This window comes from Glutamicibacter sp. BW80 (assembly GCF_002332385.1).
Classification (GTDB): domain Bacteria; phylum Actinomycetota; class Actinomycetes; order Actinomycetales; family Micrococcaceae; genus Glutamicibacter.
The window spans coordinates 1-17,157 of the sequence record NZ_NRGV01000059.1; the positions used below are offsets into that span (position 1 = coordinate 1).

The following is a 17,157-nucleotide window of genomic DNA, read 5'->3' on the forward strand; positions in this document are numbered from 1 at the left end:
GCAACAGAGAAAAACTATACGGGGCTTCTACGTATCGCGCAAATCGGCGAACTGCCCAAAAAATCGCACCTAAACATTGTCTGACTAGTCATTTAGGGATAAAGGTACAACAAAACCGCCAGAAAAGTGTCGTGGTTCACAGACATTTCTGGCGGTTTCGTGTTTATCGCTGATCGAAGCCGGCTAATTACCTAGCCGAAAGCTCCACGACTGCCATGTTCTTCTTGCCGCGGCGCACGATGGCATAGCGGCCATGCAGGAAGTTTTCGGCGGTAAGCACAGTCTCGATTCCTGCAACCTTCTCGTTATTCACGTAGGCGCCACCTTCGTTCACGGTACGACGGGCTGCAGACTGGCTTTCGCTCAGACCCGAAACGTGAAGCACGTTCAGAATACCGAGCTCATCGCTCGTGACCTTCGCGGACGGCAACTCTGCGAGCACCGATTCCAGAGTCGGCAGGTCGATCTCGCTCAAATCACCATTACCGAAAACTGCCGCCGAAGCGTCGATCACCTTATTGGTGGCCTCTTCACCGTGCACCAACGAGGTAACAAGCCAAGCGAGTTCGCGTTGGGCCTGGCGCTTGAACGGACGCTCGGCGACCTCAATCTCCAAGGTCTCGATCTGCTCGCGGGTCAGGAAGGTGAAGACCTTCAGTCGGTTGATCACATCCGCGTCGGCGGTATTCAACCAGAACTGGTAGAGGGTGTACGGGCTGCACATCTCGGCGTCCAACCAGATGGCGTTTCCTTCGGACTTGCCGAATTTGGTGCCATCGGAATTGGTAATCAGCGGGGTGCCGTAGGCGTGAGCCGACTTGCCTTCAACCTTGCGGATCAGGTCGGTGCCGCTGGTGAGGTTTCCCCACTGATCCGAGCCACCGGTCTGCAGTGTGCAACCGTACTGGCGGTTCAGCTCAAGGAAGTCGTAGCCCTGCAGCACCTGGTAGGAGAATTCGGTGTAGCTGATCCCCTCATCGGAGTTCAGCCGGGCGGAAACGATTTCCTTCTTGATCATCGTGCCCACGCGGAAGTACTTGCCCACGTCGCGCAGGAAGTCCAAGGCAGAGAGCTGCTGGGTCCAGTCCAGATTGTTGACCAAGCGGACCGCGTTCTCCCCGTCGGCGGAAAGGAAGCGGGAAACCTGCCCCTGCAAGCGGGCAACCCACTCGGTGACGGTTTCTCTGGTGTTCAAGGTGCGCTCGGCGGTCTGGCGCGGATCGCCGATCAGACCGGTGGAACCGCCGACCAGGGCCAGCGGCTTGTGGCCGGCCAGCTGCAGGCGGCGCATATTCAGCAACTGCACGAGGTTGCCCAGATGAAGGGATGGTGCGGTCGGATCGAACCCGCAATAGTAAGTGATGCTCTCTTCGGACAGCACGCGTTCCAGCTCGGCCTCATCGGTGGACACATGCACCAGGCCGCGCCACTTCAGTTCCTGCCAGATATTCTCGAAGGAGGGATCATTACTCTGTCCCGCAATGACGGGATTTTGCTTTAAGTCAGACACAGTCTCCACATTAGCAAAATCCCGTCGGCCAGTCCTAGTTTGTCCCCGTTCTCACACCCGGGGATTCCGAACTGTCTTGGGACGAACGACTAGGACTCGGTGAGCCCCGCGGGCAGCGGAGCGGTGTGAATCACGTGCAAGCGCTGAGTGGTGCGGGTCATCGCGACGTACAGATCGCCCACTCCCCCATCGACGTCCGCGATCAGCTGCGCCGGTTCCACGATGATCACCCCGTCGAATTCCAAGCCCTTGGATTCGCGTGCGGTAATCACCACGATGTCCTGGACCATTCCGCCGGACCCGGTGCCAACGCGCTCACCGTAGATCTTGGTGACCGCAGCGCGCGCGTCGGCCAGCAATTCCTGCGGGACGATGATCGCCTGCAGGCCCCCGGCCGCGTAGTCCAGCTCTTCGGGAAGCTGCGCGATGAGCTGCTCGATCAGCTGGCCCTGCGGCGCATAGGTGAGCACCGGCGGCCAGTCACCCTCGCGCACCGCGCGCGGCGTGGTGATGCGCAGCCCCGCGGCTTGGGCCACGCGAACCGCAGCATCGGCGATCTGCGCCGGGGTGCGGTAATTGACCGTGAGCTCTTCGAGGTTGTAACGCTCGCCCAGGAAGGGTTCCAACGCCTGCGCCCAGCTGTTTGCGCCCGAGGCGGCGGAGGTCTGCGCGATATCCCCGACGATGGTGAAGGACTTCATCGGGCAACGGCGCACCAGCAGGCGCCACTGCATCGGCGAGAGTTCCTGCGCCTCATCGACCACGATATGCCCGTAGGCCCAGGTGCGATCGGCCACCGCACGTTCCGCGGCGCTCTGCGAGGCAGCGGTTTCCTGGTTCACCGCGGCGACCTGCTCCGCGGTGACCACCCCGTCGATCCCCGCGTTGGCGAGCATCGTGTCCATATTGTTCAGCGCCATCTTCGCGTTTTCCACGTCACGCTCGTACTGCGAGGTATCAGGAGCGTCCTGCGGGTTGACGAACTCGCCGAGCAATTCGGCGGCCTCGTCGAGCAGCGGCACGTCGGCCTCGGTGAACGCCGAGCCGGCCGGGCGGAAGAGCGCGTCGCGGTCGGCCTGCGACAGCCGCGGGGCGGCCGCTTCGAGCAGGTGCGGCTTGGCGTAGAGCTCTTCGAGCAGGCCCTGCGGGCTCAGCGGCATCCAGCAAAGGTTGATCGCCACGCGCACATCCCAGGATTCGCGGACTTCCTGGGGCAGGTAGGAGCGGTCCGCGGCGCTGGGCTGCCCGGCGGATTCCTCCAGTTTGCGCAGCAGCTGCTCGGCCAGGTCCCCGACGATCACCTTGGTGAAGGTCTCGCGGGCCTCGTTGTAGGGCTTGTGGCTGTGCCGGGCGCGTTCGCGGGCGTTGCGCACCATGCCCCGGGTCAGCGTCAGCCGGGTGCCTTCGACCACCACGGTGCGGTCCTCGGCGAGCAGCCGCTGGCGGTTGCGCACCGCGGCGGCGATCACCTTGGCCATCGACAGCCGGCCCTTGACCTTCGCCACGGTCCGGTTGGTTTCAGCTCCGGCCGCCACCCCGTGGTACAGCTCGCCTACCGAGGACATGACCACGCCGGTTTCGCCCAGCGAGGGGAGCACGCGTTCGATATAGCGCATGAAGGAATTGGACGGGCCGACGATCAGCACGCCGGCGTTCTTCAGCCGTTCGCGGTATTCGTAGAGCAGGAAGGCAGCGCGGTGCAGCGCAACGGCGGTTTTGCCGGTGCCCGGACCGCCCTGCACGACCACGGCGCCTGGAAGCTCCGCACGGATGATCGCATCCTGCTCGGCCTGGATGGTGCCGACGATATCGCCCATCCGGCCGGTGCGTTTTTCGCGCAGCGCGGCCATCAAGGCACCTTCACCGTGGTGGGTGTGCCCCTCGTCGAGCCAGGTTTCATCGAGCACGTCGTCTTCGATCCCCGCCACCGTACGGCCCTTGAGCATCAGGTGGCGGCGGCGCCGCACGCCGCGCGGGTTCAACGCGGTGGCCTGGTAGAACGGGGCGGCTTCGGAAGCGCGCCAGTCGATCATCAGCCGATTGAGCTCCTCGTCGGATAGCCCGATGCGGCCGATATAGCGCGGTTCGACGCCCTCGCCGTGGTCGGCCATGTCCAGCCGGCCGAAGACCAAGCGATCCTGCACCGCGTCCAACTGGGCGATGCGGTCCTCGTAGAGGCTGGCGAATGAATCGCGTTCGGATTGGTTCTGGAAGGTCCCCACCGCACCGGTGGCGCGAGTGCGCGCAAGCTGCTCCACCTTTTCCGCGCGCAACTCATCGAGCCTGTCATACAGGCGTGCGACGTACTGGCTTTCAGCGAGCAGATCCCGCTCGATCGTACCGGTCAATCTTGGTTCCCCTCGCGCTAACTTACAGGACAGACAATCTTACGCGCGTAGCGACCCTACGGGTTAATCCCGCGAAGCCACCACGTCATCTTCGCGCCGCACCACGCCGTGGCGCGGCGCGGCGCGGCGGTTAAACCGTTTGCAGCGACAGCACCCGGTGCCCGCCCAGGTTCTTGCGTCCGCCCAAGGCCTCAAGTTCCAAGATCACCCCGACGCCGGCGACGATGCCTCCGGCGCGTTCGATCAGCCGCACCGAGGAGCCCACGGTCCCGCCGGTGGCGAGCACATCGTCGAGCACCAGCACCCGGGTGCCGGGGGCGATCTCATCCTTATGCAACTCCAGCGCGGCGCTGCCGTATTCCAGGGTGTAGTCATCGCGGTAGACCTCGCGCGGCAGCTTTCCGGCCTTGCGGATGGTCAGCATCCCGGTCCCCGAGGCGTAGGCCGCGGCCGCGGCGAGCACGAAGCCGCGCGCTTCCAGCCCGGCGACGATGTCGAAGGTCCCGGCGAAGGGCGCGATCAACTCGTCGACCAGGCGGCGCAAGCCCACAGGATCGGCAAACACCGGGGTGAGGTCCTTAAAGGAGATACCGGGCTGCGGGTAGTCGGGGACCACCGCGCACAGACGATCCAGCAGTTCGCAAATGCTCTCGTTATTAGTCACGCGTAATATTTTAGTGCGTGCGTGACCCCGCTGGGTACCTGGACGATTGTGCCATCGGCGGAACGGAGGCACCCGGGCTCGCTGCTGCTGCGCCGCCCGGTCGCCCATTGCCTAGCGCGGCAGCGGTCCGGGCGCGGAATCGCGCGGAATCAGCGCTGCATCAGGGTATCGCTCGGCCAAGGCAGCAGTGTGGGGAATTCGGCCGAATCGGCGGCCTTGGTGGCGCGTACCACCCCGCTGACCGGGCGGCCGACGAACCAGGCGGCCAGATCGTAGTCGGTTCCCTCCAATACCCAGGACCGCTGGCCGTTGCCGAGCACCTGGCGCTGCCGTCCATGGGGTTGCACCACGACGCGGTCACCTGCCCGCACCCGGGCGGCCAGCGCGCGCAGCAGGTGATCGGAAAACTCTTGCGGCCAGCTGGCGGCCGGGCGCACGAATTCGTCCAGATCGGTGGCGTGTATCAGCATTTCGCGCCACACCGCATAGACCATGTCCGCGACCTGCGCCGCGGGCCGATAGCCCACCGGCTGCTCCCACTTGGCTTCGCAACCGGCCAGCACCACGCGCAGCTGCGCGAGGGATTCGGCCACCAGTTCGCGCAGCTTTTCCGGTCGCAGCAACGCGACCATATTGATCGCTTCGATCCGCCCGACCTGTCCCCCGTCGTACATCGGCGGCAAGTGCGCGGCCCCGGCGTTCTCGAATTGCCGCCGGGCAGCCTGCGCCAGCGAATGCAGGTGCGCGACTAGTTGCGCGGTGCTCCAACCGGGCAGCGAGCTGGGCTTGGCGAATGCCTCGTCGGGCAACTGCGCCAGCTGCGTGGCCAATTCGTCCAAGGCCGTGGTGACCTGCTCAATGAGTTGTTCCGGCGGAAGTTCAGATGTCATGGCACACACTCTAGCGCGCGGGCATATCCGCGCAGAAGTCCAGCTCGTTAAACGCCTATGGCGGCCCGATAGCTNNAGCTATCGGGCCGCCATAGGTTGCCGAACGAAGGTTTGGGCCTAGCCCTTGACCCAGGCGCGGATCTCGTCGAGCTGGCGTTCGAATTCGGTTAGCTGCGCCGCGACGGCACTCGGCGCGGTGCCGCCCTGCCCGTTGCGCGCGTTCAGCGAACCTTCGGTGGAGAGCACTTCGCGCACCGCCGGGGTCAGGTGCTCGGAGATGCCCGCATATTCTTCGTCGGTCAGATCCCACAGCTCCACGCCGCGCGATTCGGTCAGCTGCACGGCGGACCCGGAGAGCTCATGCGCATCGCGGAACGGCACGCCCTGGCGGACCAGCCATTCGGCGATGTCGGTGGCCAAGGCGAAGCCCTGCGGAGCAAGCTGCGCCATGCGCTCGGTATTGAAGGTCAGCGTGCCCATCATGCCGGCCATCGCTGGCAGCAGCATCTCCAGGGTGTCCGCGGCGTCGAACACCGGTTCCTTGTCTTCCTGCAGGTCGCGGTTGTAGGCCAGCGGCAGCGCCTTCAGCGTTGCCAGCAAACCGGTCAGGTCGCCGATCAGCCGGCCGGCCTTGCCGCGGGCCAGCTCGGCGATGTCCGGGTTCTTCTTCTGCGGCATGATCGAGGAGCCGGTGGAGAAGGCATCGTGCAGCTTCACGAAGCTGAACTCCTTGGTGGCCCAGAGGATCACTTCCTCGGACACGCGGGAGAGGTCCACGCCGATCATCGCGGTGATCCAGGAGAATTCGGCGAATACGTCACGTGCGGCGGTGCCGTCGATTGAGTTGAACACCGCGGAGTCGAAGCCCAGCTCGCTGGCGACGAAGTTCGGGTCCAGCCCCAGGGTCTGCCCGGCCAGCGCGCCGGAGCCGTAAGGGGAAACCGCAGCTCGCTTATCCCAATCGGCGAAGCGCTGCACGTCGCGCAGCAGCGGCCACGCGTAGGCCAACAGCAGGTGCGAAAGCAGGATCGGCTGGGCGTGCTGCAGGTGGGTACGCCCTGGCATCGGCGCGTAAGGGTGCGCCTTGGCCTGGTCGACCATCGCATCGATGGTGTCGATGACACCGGAGGCGATGATGCGTGCGTGGTCGCGCAGGAACAAGCGGCCCAGGGTAGCGATCTGGTCATTGCGCGAGCGGCCCGCGCGCAGCTTGCCGCCCAGCTGCGTGCCGGCGCGTTCGAGCAGTCCGCGTTCCAGCGAACCATGCACGTCCTCATCGGATTCTGCCGCCACGTAGGCCTCGGACTTCACGTCCGCTTCGAGCTGGTCAAGGGCGGCGAGCATCTCCGTCAGCTCGGCCTCGGTCAGCAGCCCCGCGCGGTTGAGCACCTTGGCGTGGGCACGGGAACCGGCGATGTCGTAGCTGGCCAGGCGCCAGTCGAAGTGGGTCGACTTACTCAGGGCAGCCATCGCATCAGCGGGCCCACCGGAGAAGCGTCCGCCCCAGAGCGATCCTTCATTTGTTGACGAGGTCATGACTCGTTCCTTTCAGCCAGATCCCGCCGGGCGACGGGTAAAGTTTATTGATTCGCTGAAACCACTCTAGCAAAGCTTTATGCATTGGCGCTCATAAATATTCAGCAAGTTTGCGATTCTGCTGTGCGCATCTTTCGGTGCGCGGTCCCCCTCCGTTCGAAGCACGGGTCACCCGGCGTCACATATCGTGCCCGGCATGAGTAGCGATCGGCTGCCTGTGAACTATGTACCGATTTTTTGAGAGGAGTCGGTGAGTTGCGCGTTTTACACTTCCGCAGGTGCGGAGGCGAGCGTATGGTGAGAGACACACAATCGAATACGGATACTTCGTTGGAGGAAACCCCATGGAAATCCAGTTATACCGCGGTGATATCACCACGTTGAACGTTGATGCCATCGTGAACGCAGCCAATCCCTCATTGTTGGGTGGCGGCGGCGTTGACGGAGCTATTCATGCGGCAGCCGGCCCGGCCCTGCTCGCCGCTTGCCGCGAAGTGCGCACGGCCCGGTACCCCGATGGGATCCCTTCCGGTATTGCCGTAGCGACGAAGGCAGGGAACCTTTCGGCGAAGTGGGTTATCCACACCGCTGCGCCGAACCTGGCACTGCTCAAGCCAAACCCGAAAATACTGGCCGATTGCTTCAGCAATTCGCTCTATCTAGCCGCGCGCCATGAGGCGCACTCGATCGCATTCCCGGCCTTGGGCGCGGGTGCGTTCGGCTGGCCGCCGGAGCAGGTCGCACAGATTGGTTTCGAAACGATCAGCGCCTGGATCGAAACGAATAAGCATATTTCGCCGATCCATCGAGTTGTGATGGTGTCACATACCGACGAGGTTCAAGAAGCCTTCGAGCAGGCTTTTAACATGTCCTCCGTGGACCAGCTCGCAGCCTAGACGCTCCGATACCCCGGTGTCAGACACCAATAACTACCCGTCATGGCACAGCGCCTGACGGGTAGTTCTTCTCTGGGGCGCGGTCAAGCAGCCCGGTGAGCACTATCGCCCGGGGCTTGCCGGTCCTGCCGCGTTTCCGGATGCCGGTTCAACACGGCCCGATAACTGGCGCCGGGTGGAATCCCGGGGCCCTGCGCAGAGCCATTTCCCGTGGCATCGAAGGTTTGGAAGTACCGATTGCGTCTCGGCCTTCGATCTGGGTCGAGGTGTTCGGGCAAGATGACGTGCGGCAGCCCGTCGATGCTCACGATCTTGAGGTACCCCAGGTGCACCGCGACATGATGGGCCGGGCATAAGGGGCAGCAATTGGACAGGCTGGTTTGGCCACCGTGTTCCCAGTACCGGATGTGATGGTAATCCAGCAGCGCCGGATCCATGGTGCAACCGGGCACGACGCAGCCGCCGTCGCGTGCCCGCGCGGCGCGTTTGATCGACTTGGGAAACAACCTCTGGGATCGTCCGACATCGAGCACCTGCCCCGCTGCATTGAAAACCATGGGGATGATCTCCGCTTCGCACAATAATTTGCGCAGGTCTTCCGGTTCCAGCTCGATCCCGTGGGCGGTGCGGGCGGTGCCGCTGGCCAGCTCGCGCAGGTCGCGTAGCGCCAGGTACACGATCAGCTCCGGGGTGACGGTTTTTCCGTCGCTGCCTTCACCGCCATGGGTTTGGTTCCGCAAGATGCCAAGCAGGGCATTCAGCCGGCGTTGCGGCACGCTGCACAGCGGATCCAGGTCCGTCTGCGCGGCCATGAACTCGGCGGAGGCCGGAAAAGGTTCGATTCCTGCCGGGACCGGCGGTGGGTTGCTGCGCCGGGTCCGGGAAGAAGGTGCTGGCGATGCGGGGTTTTCCTTGCCCCGCGGTACTGCTTCAGCCTCACCGCTAAGTTCGGGCGCTGGGCTCCCTTCGGGCGCCGCTTCCTCCGCGGCCGCGGGTTCTGGGATCTGCTCGGGGTCGGGAGCTGCAGCCCACCGCGGAGGTGGGCTGGCGCTGTTCCACTGCCGATCCAGGTTTTCTCGCCACGCCGGCAGCTGCTCCGCGGACTTTCCGGTGGTTGACTGCATGTCCGGGGCATCCGCTGGCCGTTTGAGCACCGTCGCGGCCAAGCGGGCCGCCGCCCCGGCGGCCGTTCGCTTGTTGTCGGCCTGGGCGATCAGCGATTCGAAGAGCTCTGCGTCGAGGCCCTCCACTCGGATGAGGTACTCGTGCACTCCCTGCTTGACCGGGCGGGGGAAAACGCCTAGTTTCGGGCGGGGCTGCTCGCTATGCTTCAGCTTGTATCTGGCCATCAGGGCGCCGATTTTCTTCCGGCTGGTGGCTCGATCGTGTTCTTTCAGCAGCCGGTTGGCGTGCGCCTCGAGGGTTTGGCCGTCCTCGGCCGTGGCGCTGGCGGTGGTGGGCAGCCCATCGAAGGTGGTGTCCTGGGGCTCGACCTTGTCCAGCGCCCTGGCCTGGGCGAGCACCGCGCGCGGATCAAGCTGCTTGTGCTCGGCGAAGGTGCGGGCCAGTTGCGTAAACCGCGGGGCGCAGCCGGTGCCGGCGATGCTGCGCCGGGCGTGGATCAGGTGCGCGTCGGCGATGCGGCGGCTAGCCTCCTGATAGTCCAGCCCGAGCCACTTGCCCAAAAAATCCGCGGCATCCCGGTAGCAGGTGCGTCCCGGAGCCAGTCGCGCGGCGGCGCTGAAATCGGTGGAGCCGGCACGCAGCGCGTCGAATTCCTCCAGGGCCAGGGCATGGCTTGCGGTAATTTCCACGGCGCTGGCCGCACGCGGCAGCTCGCGGTAGACCTCGCGGTTCAACCGCTCGAGATGCTCGGCGAAGGCGGCCGCCACCCGCGGATCATCGGTGGCGGCGGCTTGCTCGGCAAGAACCCCGAACAGCGTGCGGCACGCGTCTTGCGCGGCGATGAGCTGTTCGATACTCAGCGCGGGCGCGGTTACGAGCTGGCCGGCCAGCTCGCTCAGCGTAGGTGGCAGTTGTTCGGGGTCCATGCACCGATGATGCCCCGAGACGTGCGCGGCTTAAACGGCACCGCCACCGGGTGTGGATAACATCCGGTGGCGGGCCGATCGTGCGTGAGCAAGCCGGTCAGCGCGGTTCGGCCAGTTGCAGGAAACGCCCGGCGACCTCCGCGGCCCCCTCGGCCGCCCGGGTGATCACCATGATCGTGTCGTCCCCCGCGATGCAGCCGAGGATGGAGGGCATCTGCGAGTGGTCGATGGCCAGCGCTAGCAGGTTCGCGGCGCCCGGCGGGGTGCGCAGCACGACGATGTTGCCCGAGGCTTCGGCGGTGACCAACTGCTCAGCGCAGATCTTGGCCAGCCGTGCGTCGAGCACCTCCTGGGTGATCGCGGTCTTCGGGGAACGGTCCCCGCCCTCCTGGCGCACCGCGTAAATCAGCTGGCCGAGGTGATCGCGGATGCGCACCGCCCCGATTTCCACCAGGTCCCGGGAGAGCGTGGCCTGGGTGACCTCCAGCCCGTCGTCCTTCAGCAGCCCGAGCAGCTCGGCCTGGCTTTTGACCGAATTATTCCCCAAAAATGCGCGGATCCGCGCCTGGCGGGCGGTCTTGGTGCTTGGCTGGGTCCCCATTTAAAGCTCGACCCGCTCGTCCTCGGCCAGCTCGGAGGCGACCATCAGCCAGGCCATGATGGCCTTCTGCGCGTGGACCCGGTTTTCGGCCTCGTCGAACACCACCGACTGCGGGCCGTCGATCACCTCGGCGTCGATCTCGTAGCCGCGGTAGGCCGGCAGGCAGTGCAGCACGATGGCATCGGGCTTTGCCAGCTTCATGGCTTCGGCGGTCACCGAGTAGTCGGTGAACAGCTGCTGGCGTTCGGCCTTCTCGGCCTCCTGCCCCATGGAGACCCAGGTATCGGTGACGACCACGTCCGCGTCGGCCAGCGCGGCGGCCGCGTCGGTGGTGATGGTGACCGAACCGCCGGACTGCTCGGCGCGGATTTCCGCGGCGGCGATGATCTCGGCGGCCGGGAGGTAGCCTTCCGGGCCGGCGATGCGCACGTGCATGCCGGCGGTGACCCCGGCCAGCAGGTAGGAGTTGGCCATGTTATTCGCCGCATCGCCCAGGTAGACCATGCTCAGCCCGGCGGTCTTGCCCTTGTGCTCGCGCACGGTGAGCAGGTCGGCGAGCAGCTGGCAGGGGTGGTAGTCGTCGCTCAGCGCGTTGATCACCGGCACCGCGGAGTTCGCCGCCATTTCCTCCAGCCCGGACTGCGCGTAGGTGCGCCAGACGATGGTGGAGACCATGCGCTGAAGCACCTTGGCCGAGTCGGCGATGGATTCCTTGTGGCCCAGCTGCGATTCGCCGGAGTTGATGATCAGCGGGGAGCCGCCGAGCTCGGCGATGCCCGCGTGGAAGGAGACCCGGGTTCGGGTGCTGGTCTTATCGAAGAACACCGCGACGGTTTGCGGGCCGGCGTAGGGCCGGTAGCCGTATTTGTCGGCCTTCATCGCCGCGGCGAGGTCCAGGACCTTGGACTGCTCGGCGGGGCTCAGGTCGAGGTCGGTCAAGAAGTGGCGGGTAGCGCTCATGAATCGGTTCCTTTTGCTTCCGGTGGTGCCGGGAAAATGTGTGGGCTAGGCGGCGGTGGCCGCGGTCAGCAGCGCCGGCAGGGCGGCGAGGAAGGTGCCCAGCTGCTCGCGGGTGATGATCAGCGGCGGGGCCAGGCGGATGGTGGACTCGTCCGTGGCGTTCACGATGAACCCCGCATCCAGTGCCGCGCCGACCAGCTGCGGCGCCGAACCATCCATCAGCTCGAAGGCGGTGAGCAGGCCGCGGCCGCGGACCTCCCCGACCCCGTCGATGCCGGCCAGTTCGGCGCGCAGCCAGTTCCCGGTTTCGCGCACATGGCCCAGCAGCTTCTGATTTTCGATGGTGTGGATGACCGCGAGCCCGGCGGCGCAGGCCACCGGGTTGCCGCCGAAGGTGGTGCCGTGGTCCCCCGGGGTCAGCCAGGCGGTGTTCTGCTGCCCGAAGACGATCATCGCCCCGATCGGGAAGCCGCCGCCCAGGCCCTTGGCCAGGGTCATCACATCGGGGATCACGCCCGCGGAGGCGAAGAACTCGCCGGTGCGCCCCATGCCGGTCTGCACCTCGTCGAAGACCAGCAGGGCCCCTGCCGCGGAGGTGATCTCGCGGGCAGCACGCAGGTACTCGGCGCCCAGCTCGCGCACCCCGGCCTCGCCCTGGATGGGTTCGATGAATACCGCGGCCACGGTTTCGTCCACCGCGGCGCGCAGCGCGGCCTCGTCTCCGGCCGGAATCCAGCTGACGTTGCCCGGCAGCGGCGCGAAGGGAGCGCGGTACTTCTCCTTGTAGGTCAGCGACAGGGCTCCGAGGGTGCGGCCGTGGAAGGCGTGCTCCAGGGCGATCACCTTGGTGCGCGGGACCGCCGCGGTGCCGGTGTTCCGGCGGGTGAGCTTCAGCGCCGCCTCGTTCGCCTCGGTGCCGGAGTTCGCGAAGAACACCTTCGAGCCTTCCGGGGCGGCCGAAATTTCGAGCAGCTTCTCGGCCAGCGCGATCTGCGTCGGGGAGCTGAAGAAGTTCGACACGTGGCCCAAGGTGGCCAGCTGGCTGGTGATCACGGAAGTCAGCAGCGGGTTCGCGTGGCCCAGGGTGTTCACCGCGATGCCGCCGAGCAGATCCAGGTACTGGTTGCCGTCGGCGTCCCAGACATGGCAGCCGGCCCCGCGCACGAGCACCCGCGACGGGGCGCCGAACACGCCGAGCAGCGACTTGGCGTAGCGGGCGGACAGATCCGCGCCGTGCAGCGCGGAGAGTTCGTTGGCCTCGTTCAACGCGCCGGTGGCGCGCAGTTCCTGACTCACTTGGATTCCTTAATCTGGGGTACCACCTGGGTGCCGACCCCGGCGGTGGTGAAAATTTCGAGCAGCATCGAGTGCGCCTCGCGGCCGTCGACGATATGCGCCTGGGGCACTCCGGCGTCCACCGCCTTCAGGCAGGCACCCATCTTCGGGATCATGCCCGATTCCAGGGTGGGCAGCATGCTGCGCAGCTCCTCGTTGGTGATCGAGCTGATCAGCGAGGACTTGTCCGGCCAGGCGGCGTAGAGCCCCTCCACGTCGGTGAGGATCACCAGCTTGGCGGCGCCCAGCGCGGTGGCCAGCGCCGCGGCGGCGGTGTCCGCGTTGACGTTGAGGATCGCGCCGGTGGGATCGGCGTGCTCGTCGAACTCCGGGGCGACGGTGGAGATGACCGGGATCATTCCGGCCTTGACCAGCGAATCCACCTGGTCGGTGCGCACCCGGGTGACCTCGCCGACCAGCCCGAGGTCAACCTCGACGCCGTCCACGGTGGTGCCGGTGCGCACCGCCTGCAAGGTGGCCCCGTCCTCCCCGGACATGCCCACCGAGTAGGGGCCGTGCGAGTTGATCAGGCCCACCAGGTCGCGCTGCACCTGGCCGGTGAGCACCATGCGCACCACGTCCATCGCCTCCGGGGTGGTCACCCGCAGCCCGCCGCGGAATTCGGATTTGATGCCCAGGGTGTCGAGCATCTTGTTGATCTGCGGTCCGCCGCCGTGCACCACCACCGGGTTGATCCCGGCGTGGCGCAGGAACACGATGTCCTCGGCGAAGGCGCGGCGCAAGGACTCGTTGACCATCGCGTTGCCGCCGTATTTGATGACCATCGTGGTCCCGGCGAAGCGCTGGATCCAGGGCAGCGCCTCGATCAGGGCTTCGGCCTTGGTGCGAGCGGCGCCGAGGTTGGTATGTGCTGTGTGCGGCATGGTGGGTTTGCTCCTGCGAAGGCGGCCTAGCTGGAGTAGGCGGAGTTTTCGTGGACGTAGTCGTGGGTCAGGTCGTTGGTGAGGATCGTCGCCTCGATCGCCCCGGCGTTCAGGTCGATGTCGATGGTGACGAAGCGGTCTTCCAGCGAGATCAGGTTGCGGTCCTCGCCGACGCCGCCGTTTTTGCAGACCATGACGCCGTTGATCGACACGTTCAGCTCATCGGGTTCGAAGGCCGCGGCCGTGGTGCCGACCTCGGAGAGCACCCGGCCCCAGTTGGGGTCCTTGCCGAAGATCGCGGTCTTGACCAGGTTCGAGCGGGATACCGCGCGGGAGACCTCCAAAGCGTCGGCCTCGGTGGCCGCGTTGTAGGTGCGCACCGCGATGGTGTGCGCCGCGCCTTCGGCATCGTCGATCAGCTTCGCGGCCAGCTCCTGGCATAGATCTGCCAGGGCTGCGGTGAATTCTGCCAGGTCCGGGGCGATGCCCGAGGCGCCGGAGGACATCAGCAGCACGGTGTCGTTGGTGGACATGCAGCCATCGGAGTCCGCCCGGTCAAAGCTCACCGCGGTGGCCGCGCGCAGGGCCTGGTCCAGCGCCTGGGGCTCGAGCACCGCATCGGTGGTGAGCACCACGAGCATGGTGGCCAGCGCCGGGGCGAGCATTCCCGCACCCTTGGCCATGCCGCCGATGCTATATCCGCTCACGCTGCGCGAGGCGATTTTCGGGACGGTGTCGGTGGTCATGATGCCGGCGGCGGCTTCGTCGGCGGCCCCTTGGCCGTCGGCGAGCGCGCCGGCCGCCTGCTTCACCCCGGGCAGCAGCTTACCCATCGGCAGCTGCATGCCGATCAGGCCGGTGGAGGCCACCGCCACGTCGCCCGAAGAGAGGTTCAGCAGTTCGGCCACGTATTCGGCGGTGCGGTGCGTGTTGCCGAATCCCTCGGCACCGGTGCAGGCGTTGGCGCCGCCGGAGTTCAGCACGATCGCATCCACCCGGCCGTCGCGGAGAACTTCCTTGGACCAGTGCACCGGGGCGGCGGCCACGCGGTTCGCGGTGAATACCGCGGCGGCGGTGAAGTCCGGGCCCAGGTTCTGCACCAGCACGACGTCGTTCTTGCCGGTGGACTTCAGGCCCGCAGGGACCCCGGAGGCCAGGAAGCCGGCCGGTGCGGTGACGCCGGCCAGTTCGGCCTGCGGAAAGGTGGGGGTGTGGGTCAGGCTCACGGTGCGACTCCTTGCATCATCAATCCGGTGGTTTCGGGCAGGCCGAGGGCGATATTCATCGATTGCACCGCGGCGCCCGCGGTGCCCTTGGTGAGGTTATCCAGCGCAAGGGTGACGATCACTCGTCCGGCGTGCTCGTCGAGCGCCAGCTGCAGCTGCACGTGGTTGCTCCCCTGCACCGCGCCGGTGGTCGGCCACTGGCCCTCGGGCAGCAGGTGCACAAAGGGCTCGTTGGCGTAAGCCGATTCCCAGGCTGCGCGCAGCGCGCCGGCGGTGACTCCGGGCTTGATGCGCGCGGTGGCGGTGGTCAGGATGCCGCGCGGCATCGGTGCGAGGGTCGGGGTGAAGGATACGGTGACTTCCTCCCCGGCGAGCTTGCTCAAGCCCTGCTCCATCTCGGGGATGTGGCGGTGGATGCCGCCGACGCCATAGGTGCTCATCGAGCCCATGGTTTCGCTGCCCAGCAAATGGGTTTTGGCGCTCTTGCCGGCCCCGGAGGTGCCCGAGGCGGAGACGATGACCACGTCTTTGGCCTCCAGCAGGCCCGCGCCGTAGCCCGGGGCGAGGGCCAATTGGCCGCCGGTCGGGTAGCAGCCGGGGACGGCCACGCGCTTGGTGCCGATCAGTTGTTCGCGCTGGCCGGGCAGTTCGGGCAGCCCGTAGGGCCAGGATCCGGCGTGCGGCGAACCGTAGAATTTCTCCCAGGCGGCGGCGGATTCCAGCCGGTGATCCGCCCCGGCATCGATCACCAAGGTGCATTCGGGCAGGGCCGCGGCGACCGCTGCGCTCGCGCCATGCGGAAGGGCGAGGAAGACCACGTCGTGCCCGGCCAGGTTTTCCACGGTGGTCTCCACGAGCACGCGGTCGGCCAGGGAATGCAGATGCGGGGCGACGCCGCCCAAACGCAGCCCGGCCTGGGAATGCGCGGTGATCGCACCGATCTCTACCTGTGGGTGGTTGGCCAAAATTCGAAGGACCTCGCCGCCGGCGTATCCGCTGGCGCCGGAGACAGCAACTGAAATCGTCATGACCTCACTCTACAACTGGTTATGCATCAAACCTAATAAATATGCATAAATAGTTCGTCATTTACGCAACCCGGGGTTGCCGCACACCCGGCTCACACCCTTCAGACCTAAACTAGTTACCAGGAGCCGTCAGCAATATGGCAAGGGACAAAGATTGGAAGCGCATCGCATGAATCAGCAGAGCATACTCGTCCCCCACGCAGGTGGGCCTGAAGTTTTGGAGCTCGGCGAAACCCAAATCCCTGCCCCGGGCGCCGGACAGGTGCTCGTCAAGGTCGAGGCCGCCGGGGTGAACTTCATTGAAACCTATCAGCGCTCGGGAGTCTACGCCGTGGACTATCCGTTCACCCCGGGCAGCGAATTCTCCGGCACCGTCACCCAGGTCGGTGAGGACGTGCGCCATTTGAAGGTCGGCGACCGGGTCGCCACCGCCAGCGGTGCAAAGGGCTATGCCCAATACACCGTGGTCAACGCGGCCGAGCTGGGCAAGGTGCCCGACAAGGTCGACCTGCGATTGGCCGCGGCGCTCCCCCTGCAGGGCATGACCTCGCACTACCTGACGCATTCGAGTTACCTGGTGCGTTCGGGCGATGTCATCCTCAGCTACGCCGGCGCCGGCGGAGTGGGGCTGCTGCTCACCCAGATCCTGAAGATGAAGGGCGCCACCGTCATCACTACCGCCTCCACCCAGGAGAAGAAGGATCTGGCCCGCGCCGCCGGAGCAGACTACGTGGTGGATTATGACCAGGTCGAAGCCACCGTGGACAAGGTCACCGGCGGGGTGGGCGCGCACGCGGTCTACGACGGCATCGGCAAGGACACCTTCGAAACCTCGCTGAAGGTGCTCAAGCGCCGCGGCACGCTGGTGCTCTTCGGCGGGGCCAGCGGGCAGGTGCCGCCCTTTGATCTGCAGCGGCTGAATGCGGCCGGGTCGCTGAGCGTGACCCGGCCGAAGCTCGCGGACTTCCTGGCCACCGACGAGGAACGTGCTTGGCGCTTCGGCGACGTCTTCGGCTGGGCCGCCAGCGGGGACTTGGATGTCCGCGTTGGACAGAAATTCGCGCTGGCCGACGCGCGTGAGGCGCATGCCGCGTTGGAATCACGCAAAACCACCGGCAAGGTGCTGCTCGTTCCCTAAACAGGGCCGGCAGGCATTCCAATGCCCGATGGACCAGCGAATCCATCGGGCATTGTTGCTCGTCTTCAGATTTTGGCCAACAACCGGGCG

The 17,157-nt window shown here is 65.9% G+C and carries 14 protein-coding genes; 2 read left to right on the forward strand and 12 right to left on the reverse strand.

The annotated features are described in order from the left end of the window. Nucleotides 1–187 precede the first annotated feature (187 nt). The 5 genes from tyrS to argH all read right to left on the reverse strand — a co-directional run bounded on the left by tyrS (nucleotide 188) and on the right by argH (nucleotide 6,948). On the reverse strand, nucleotides 188–1,510 hold the full coding sequence (gene tyrS / locus CIK76_RS15365; RefSeq protein ID WP_176484249.1) for a tyrosine--tRNA ligase: 1,323 nt from the start codon (nucleotides 1,508–1,510) through the stop codon (nucleotides 188–190). A gap of 89 nt (nucleotides 1,511–1,599) precedes the next feature. Continuing rightward, entirely contained in the window at nucleotides 1,600–3,858 is a 2,259-nt protein-coding gene (locus CIK76_RS15370; protein ID WP_096287991.1) for an AAA family ATPase, read from the reverse strand. Between the two features lie 130 nt (nucleotides 3,859–3,988). After that, a complete protein-coding gene (locus CIK76_RS15375; protein WP_255248516.1) occupies nucleotides 3,989–4,531 on the reverse strand; it encodes an adenine phosphoribosyltransferase in 543 nt (180 codons plus the stop codon). Between the two features lie 140 nt (nucleotides 4,532–4,671). Next, nucleotides 4,672–5,412 (reverse strand): maleylpyruvate isomerase family mycothiol-dependent enzyme, encoded by a 741-nt coding sequence (locus CIK76_RS15380; RefSeq protein ID WP_096287995.1) that lies wholly within the window; start codon nucleotides 5,410–5,412, stop codon nucleotides 4,672–4,674. Between the two features lie 117 nt (nucleotides 5,413–5,529). Further along, a complete protein-coding gene (argH, locus tag CIK76_RS15385) occupies nucleotides 5,530–6,948 on the reverse strand; it encodes an argininosuccinate lyase (RefSeq protein ID WP_096287997.1) in 1,419 nt (472 codons plus the stop codon). A gap of 344 nt (nucleotides 6,949–7,292) precedes the next feature. Between argH and CIK76_RS15390 the strand changes: the two genes are divergently transcribed. After that, nucleotides 7,293–7,844, forward strand: coding sequence for an O-acetyl-ADP-ribose deacetylase (locus CIK76_RS15390; protein ID WP_096287999.1), 552 nt, complete (start codon nucleotides 7,293–7,295; stop codon nucleotides 7,842–7,844). Nucleotides 7,845–7,927: 83 nt separating this feature from the next. On the opposite strand, the gene CIK76_RS15395 is transcribed toward CIK76_RS15390, so the two are convergent. The 7 genes from CIK76_RS15395 to argC all read right to left on the reverse strand — a co-directional run bounded on the left by CIK76_RS15395 (nucleotide 7,928) and on the right by argC (nucleotide 15,929). After that, complete coding sequence (locus CIK76_RS15395) at nucleotides 7,928–9,895, reverse strand: HNH endonuclease signature motif containing protein (protein WP_096288001.1); 1,968 nt, start codon at nucleotides 9,893–9,895, stop codon at nucleotides 7,928–7,930. Nucleotides 9,896–9,992: 97 nt separating this feature from the next. After that, entirely contained in the window at nucleotides 9,993–10,496 is a 504-nt protein-coding gene (locus CIK76_RS15400) for an arginine repressor (protein WP_096288003.1), read from the reverse strand. Continuing rightward, nucleotides 10,497–11,456, reverse strand: a complete 960-nt coding sequence (argF, locus tag CIK76_RS15405; protein ID WP_096288004.1) for an ornithine carbamoyltransferase — start codon at nucleotides 11,454–11,456, stop codon at nucleotides 10,497–10,499. A gap of 45 nt (nucleotides 11,457–11,501) precedes the next feature. Beyond that, nucleotides 11,502–12,722 (reverse strand): acetylornithine transaminase, encoded by a 1,221-nt coding sequence (locus tag CIK76_RS15410; RefSeq protein ID WP_255248517.1) that lies wholly within the window; start codon nucleotides 12,720–12,722, stop codon nucleotides 11,502–11,504. A 26-nt stretch (nucleotides 12,723–12,748) separates the two neighbouring features. Beyond that, entirely contained in the window at nucleotides 12,749–13,675 is a 927-nt protein-coding gene (gene argB / locus CIK76_RS15415) for an acetylglutamate kinase (RefSeq protein WP_096288006.1), read from the reverse strand. 26 nt (nucleotides 13,676–13,701) lie between these two features. Continuing rightward, the gene (gene argJ, locus CIK76_RS15420; protein ID WP_255248507.1) at nucleotides 13,702–14,901 is read right to left on the reverse strand and encodes a bifunctional glutamate N-acetyltransferase/amino-acid acetyltransferase ArgJ; all 1,200 of its coding nucleotides are present in this window, start codon (nucleotides 14,899–14,901) and stop codon (nucleotides 13,702–13,704) included. After that, nucleotides 14,898–15,929, reverse strand: coding sequence for an N-acetyl-gamma-glutamyl-phosphate reductase (gene argC / locus CIK76_RS15425; protein ID WP_096288008.1), 1,032 nt, complete (start codon nucleotides 15,927–15,929; stop codon nucleotides 14,898–14,900). The genes argJ and argC overlap by 4 nt, the downstream gene beginning before the upstream one ends. A gap of 169 nt (nucleotides 15,930–16,098) precedes the next feature. Between argC and CIK76_RS15430 the strand changes: the two genes are divergently transcribed. Beyond that, nucleotides 16,099–17,067 (forward strand): quinone oxidoreductase, encoded by a 969-nt coding sequence (locus CIK76_RS15430; protein ID WP_096288010.1) that lies wholly within the window; start codon nucleotides 16,099–16,101, stop codon nucleotides 17,065–17,067. Nucleotides 17,068–17,157: the final 90 nt, after the last annotated feature.